5 protein-coding genes are annotated in these 3,865 nt (G+C 43.8%); 4 read left to right on the top strand and 1 reads right to left on the bottom strand.

From position 1 onward, the window contains the following. Nucleotides 1-746, bottom strand: a 746-nt coding sequence (locus F6K37_RS15890) for a M15 family metallopeptidase (RefSeq protein WP_287251121.1), incomplete at its 3' end; no start/stop codon positions are given. 152 nt (nucleotides 747-898) lie between these two features. Between F6K37_RS15890 and F6K37_RS15895 the strand changes: the two genes are divergently transcribed. The 4 genes from F6K37_RS15895 to F6K37_RS15910 all read left to right on the top strand — a co-directional run bounded on the left by F6K37_RS15895 (nucleotide 899) and on the right by F6K37_RS15910 (nucleotide 3,829). Then, entirely contained in the window at nucleotides 899-1,480 is a 582-nt protein-coding gene (locus F6K37_RS15895; RefSeq protein WP_008179862.1) for a TetR/AcrR family transcriptional regulator, read from the top strand. 91 nt (nucleotides 1,481-1,571) lie between these two features. After that, nucleotides 1,572-2,228: a peroxiredoxin-like family protein gene (locus tag F6K37_RS15900; protein ID WP_008179864.1), complete on the top strand. Its 657-nt coding sequence runs from the start codon at nucleotides 1,572-1,574 to the stop codon at nucleotides 2,226-2,228. A 353-nt stretch (nucleotides 2,229-2,581) separates the two neighbouring features. Next, on the top strand, nucleotides 2,582-2,929 hold the full coding sequence (gene trxA, locus F6K37_RS15905) for a thioredoxin (protein WP_008179866.1): 348 nt from the start codon (nucleotides 2,582-2,584) through the stop codon (nucleotides 2,927-2,929). 300 nt (nucleotides 2,930-3,229) lie between these two features. Further along, nucleotides 3,230-3,829, top strand: a complete 600-nt coding sequence (locus F6K37_RS15910; protein ID WP_008179868.1) for a glutathione binding-like protein — start codon at nucleotides 3,230-3,232, stop codon at nucleotides 3,827-3,829. Nucleotides 3,830-3,865 lie beyond the last annotated feature (36 nt).

Raw genomic sequence — 3,865 nt, forward strand, 5'->3', positions numbered from 1 at the left:
CCCACAAACCTCCAGTGCCAAGGCTCATAACTAATTCCTTGGGGATTGTCTCTAGGAAAAGACAACTCAAAGCTGTAGAAAGCCGCATTCTTTTCCAACCACTTAAAAGCTGCCGTATTCTCAAACTCAGGATTCAGGTTGGTAGCTGGTGCCATGGCATCCCCAATATCGATCGCATAACCAGTGTGATGCTCACTGTAGCCAGGGGGAGCACTTACTTCAGCCCGTTTACTAGCTACCTGTCCTCGCTGTTCCTTTACTTGAAAAAACAGGTACTTTTGCTGGTCCACAGAACGGAAACCCGAAATTGGCACTAGGATTACCCCCTGTCTTCTTGCTGCTGCTGCCATTGCTTTGTATTTCCGAGCTGCAGCAGCCTCCAATTTAATCCGACCATCACGGGTAATTGGTTGCAGTTGTGAGCTTAGCACTTCAGAGTAGGGTAAGTGTCCCAGAATGTTATCAGCATTATTCCCCTGTGAACTAGCTTCTGTCTGACTTTGAGTCGATGTTGCTTTACCCGACGGGGTAAGATTGGACTGAGCTTCAGGAGTTGGTTCCATTGGAATCAGGCTAAAGGCGATTCCTCCTATTGCTAATAGTCCAATAATTAGTAAGGTGACCTGCCAACGAGACCGGGGTTTTATATCTTGTCTATCCCTTACTGCCTCGGGAATATCATCTACTGTTACCTCTGTTACCTCTGAAAGGTTTGCTGGTTCGCCCGGGAGACCTGCGTTATTCAATAGTCCACTCCTGCACTGACATCCAAATTATTACATTTATTTATGACATACTTATAGTTACTGCAAATCCCAGCAGTGTCAGCGAAGCAACTGGATTACTTGACCAATCGTTCCAGAATTGTTATAGTAAAGATACGAGTTAAGCAAAGGTGATGGCAAGGCACAAAACCTTTGACCCAGAAGATGTTCTAGAAAAAGCCATGGAAACCTTTTGGCTTTATGGCTATGAAGGAACCTCAATGCAGGACTTGGTCAAAAGCATGGGGATTAACCGAGGCAGTCTATACGACACCTTTGGTGACAAACGTTCCCTATTCATGGCTGCGATCGCTCATTACAATGATACCTGTGTAAAAAATGCGATCGCATCCCTAGAAGCACCCACAGCCTCAAAGCAAGCCATTATCGACTTTTTCTACAACCTCATCGAAGGGGCTGTAGACGATAAAGACCATCGAGGCTGCTTGCTCACCAACACCGCTGTTGAACTGTGTCCCCACGATCCACAGACTAAATCCCGGATTGCTGCTAATCTGCGCTCAGTGGAAAACGCCTTTAAAAAAGCCTTATCCACAGCAAGGGAGCAAGGGGAAATCACAACCAACCATGACCTTCAGGCATTAGCCCAATATTTCACCAGTAGTATACAAGGGTTGCGGGTTATCTCCAAAGTCAACCCAGACCCAGAAACCCTAAGAGCTATTGTCAAGGTCATACTTTCCGTTCTCGATTGACAGAGTAAATTGAGACAGTAAATTGACAGAGTAATTTTTTTTGCTCTTAATTGGAACGATTGTTCAAATATAACCTAACTAGGAGTAAATCATGACCTTAAGCCAAGACTTGATTAACCTAAATACCCAGCTTCGCGCTCAGCAACCAGAAGAAGCCAAACTCATCATGGCAAAAGCAGGAGAAGACCTCGCTAATTCTGGCATTGTAGACAATAGCCTCAATGTTGGCGACAAATCCCCTAACTTTACCCTGCCTAATGCTGTAGGTAAACTGGTAGAATTGCAAGACCTACTAGCCACCGGAGCCGTAGTAATTTCCTTCTACCGGGGTCAGTGGTGTCCTTACTGCAACTTAGAATTACGAGCATTGCAGCAATTCTTACCAGAAATTCAGAAATTAGGTGCAACCCTAGTCGCTATTTCCCCTCAAACTCCCGATAATTCCCTGTCCACTACAGAGAAAAACCACCTAACCTTTGAAGTACTAAGCGATGTTGGGAATAAGATTGCCAAAGAGTTTGGTCTAGTCTTTACCGTACCAGAAGAACTCCGACCAGTTTACCAAAACTTTGGCATTGATTTACCTGCCCACAACGGTGATGAAACCTTTGAATTACCCATTGCCGCCACCTATGTAATTAATCCCGATGGAACCATCACCCATGCCTTAGTTGACCTAGATTACACCAAGCGACTTGACCCAGAAGAGATTGTCAGCGCATTACAAACCCTGGCTGTAGCGGTATAAGTAGCTCAATAAAAATCGTAAGCATTAAGCCGTCAGCCGTCAGCCGTCAGCTAAAAGCTCAAGTAACTCAGATTAAACCAATGCTTACCTGTTTTATTCAAAAGCACCTCAAGTAGCGTGGGCGTAGCGCATTAGCACCTCAAGTAGCACCTCAATTAGCCTGGCCTACGGTCAATGACTCATAGCTGATAGCTGATAGCACCTCAAGTAGCGTGGGCGTAGCGCTTAAGCTGATAGCTGATAGCACCTCAAGTAGCGTGGGCGTAGCGCTTAAGCTGATACGCGACGCGCTGATAGCTGATAACTGTCAGTCAACACTCAACAATCATTCCTAGTTTAGGAGGAATTAAACTATGTCAGAAACAGCCAAATATATTACCCTAAATGACGATAACTTTGAAACCGAAATCCTCAACAGTTCCATTCCAGTCATAGTAGATTTTTGGGCACCATGGTGTGGACCTTGTCGGGTAATGAATCCAATCGTCACTGAATTAGCCACAGAATTTGATGGGGTTGTCAAAGTAGGCAAATTAAATGTTGATGACTACGAACAACTAGCCAGCCACTATCACATTGAAGCAATTCCTTCCCTATTTTTATTCAACCAAGGTAAAGTAGTTGAGCGGTTGGAAGGTCTTGTGCGTAAACCGACTCTAGTTGACAAAATTAATGCCCTAACTAATCTCATTTATGTTTAAGGATGTGATAACGATTCTCGGATAATGGGTAATCGGTAATGGGTAATCGGGAAAACTTTATTTGTAATAGCTAATTGCCCATTACAAATTACCTTTATAGAGTCAAAAATTGTGGCACGCACTTAGATAAAATCAGGGAGAAATTCAGGGAGGAATTTAGATCAGCGCGTTGCTCATACTGTTGAGCATACTTATCAGGTAAATTTAATTTATTACCACTACTCCCTACTCCCTACTCCCTACTCCCTAAAATCCAGAAATAAAGTCCATCACCCAATTGAGAGTTCCTATAAAATAATCATGATTGATCTATATACCTTTTCCACGCCTAACGGACGCAAACCTGCTATCATGCTCGAAGAAGTAGGACTTCCCTACACCGTTCACACAATTAACATAGCAAAGGGAGAACAGTTTACTCCCGAATATGTAGCAATCAATCCCAATAGTAAAATTCCTGCTATCATTGACCAGGATACTGGTATAAAAGTTTTCGAGTCAGGAGCAATCCTAATTTATTTAGCAGAAAAGACAGGCAAGTTGTTGCCAACCGATACAGCAGCAAGAATACAAGTGATTGAATGGTTGATGTTCCAGATGGCAAGCGTTGGACCAATGTTTGGTCAACTGAGTCACTTCCGACGCTTTGCTCCAGAACAGATTCCCTATGCTATCGATCGCTATGAAAAAGAAACCCTACGTCTGTTTGGTGTCTTAGATCAGCAATTAGCAAAACAAGAATTCATTGTTGGAGATTACTCCATTGCCGACATAGCTACCTATCCTTGGGTAGCTGCCTATGACTATTTGGGAGTCACCCTAGATAACCATCCCCACCTCAAACGCTGGGTCGAGACAATGCAGCAGCGACCCGCTGTGGAACGGGGCATGGCAGTCTGAACGTTTGTTGAAAGTTGAAAGTTGAAAGTTGAAAGT

It is taken from the genome of Moorena sp. SIO4E2, from assembly GCF_010671945.1.
Classification (GTDB): domain Bacteria; phylum Cyanobacteriota; class Cyanobacteriia; order Cyanobacteriales; family Coleofasciculaceae; genus Moorena; species Moorena producens.